Origin of the sequence: Pengzhenrongella frigida (assembly GCF_004168625.1) — a bacterium.
In the GTDB taxonomy this organism is placed as follows: domain Bacteria; phylum Actinomycetota; class Actinomycetes; order Actinomycetales; family Cellulomonadaceae; genus Pengzhenrongella; species Pengzhenrongella frigida.
On record NZ_SDWW01000116.1, the window covers coordinates 1 to 1,269 of the forward strand.

The following is a 1,269-nucleotide window of genomic DNA, read 5'->3' on the forward strand; positions in this document are numbered from 1 at the left end:
TCGAGCAGCTGCGCGTCGACGTGGCGAGCGGCGCGTTCCGACCCGATCCGGGTGACGAGGACGTGCACACCGCGCTCGAGCGCGGGTTGCTCGACCGCGCAGGGGTGGACCTCGGCGGCAAGCTCCGCGCCGGCCGGTCCCGCAACGACCAGGTCGCCACGCTGGTGCGGATGTACCTGCGCGAGGAGGCCCGGGCGTTGTCGGGTCTGCTACTCGATGTCGTGGACGCGCTGATCGCCCAGGCCGCCGCGCACGGCGAGGCGCCCATGCCGGGACGCACACATATGCAGCACGCGCAGCCGGTGCTGCTCGCGCACCACCTGCTCGCGCACGCGTGGCCCATGCTGCGCGACGTCGAGCGGTGGGTGGACTGGGACGCTCGCGCCGCTCGGTCGCCCTACGGCTCGGGTGCCCTGGCGGGGTCGTCCCTCGGGCTCGACCCGGCGGCGATCGCCGCCGAGCTCGGGTTCGACGGGCCGGTCGAGAACTCGATCGACGGCACCGCGAGCCGGGACGTCGTGGCGGAGTTCGCCTTCGTCGCGGCGATGACCGGGGTGGATCTGTCCCGGCTGGCCGAGGAGGTCATCATCTGGGCGACGCGCGAGTTCGGCTTCGTGCGGCTCGACGACGCGTACTCCACCGGGTCGAGCATCATGCCGCAGAAGAAGAACCCGGACGTCGCCGAGCTGGCCCGCGGCAAGGCCGGTCGCATGATCGGCGACCTGACCGGGCTGCTGGCGACGCTCAAGGGGCTGCCGCTCGCCTACAACCGCGACCTGCAGGAGGACAAGGAGCCGGTGTTCGACCAGGTCGACACCCTCGCCGTCCTGCTGCCCGCGTTCGCCGGCATGGTGGCGACGCTCACGTTCGACGTCGGCCGCATGGCCGAGCTCGCCCCGCAGGGGTTCTCGCTCGCCACGGACGTGGCCGAGTGGCTGGTGCGCCAGGGCGTGCCGTTCCGGGTCGCCCACGAGCTCGCGGGCGCCTGCGTGCGCGAGTGCGAGGACCGCGGCATCGAGCTGTGGGACCTGACCGACGAGGAGCTCGCCGGGATCTCGGTCCACCTCACCCCGTCGGTGCGCGAGGTGCTCACGGTCGAGGGTTCGCTCGCGTCGCGGTCGGCGTTCGGCGGGACCGCACCCGTGCGGGTCGCCGAGCAGCTCGGTCGGGCCCGGGCCCGCGCCGCCGCGCTGCGGACCTGGTCGCGGGGCTGACCGGCCGCCCGATGACCGACGACGCGACCGGTCGGCCCGGCGACGGGCCGGCCGC

At 74.2% G+C, this 1,269-nt stretch carries 1 protein-coding gene; it reads left to right on the forward strand.

The window, feature by feature from the left end:
• Nucleotides 1-1,214, forward strand: a 1,214-nt coding sequence (argH, locus tag EUA98_RS19570; protein WP_130104349.1) for an argininosuccinate lyase, incomplete at its 5' end; no start/stop codon positions are given.
• Between the last annotated feature and the right edge of the window lie 55 nt (nucleotides 1,215-1,269).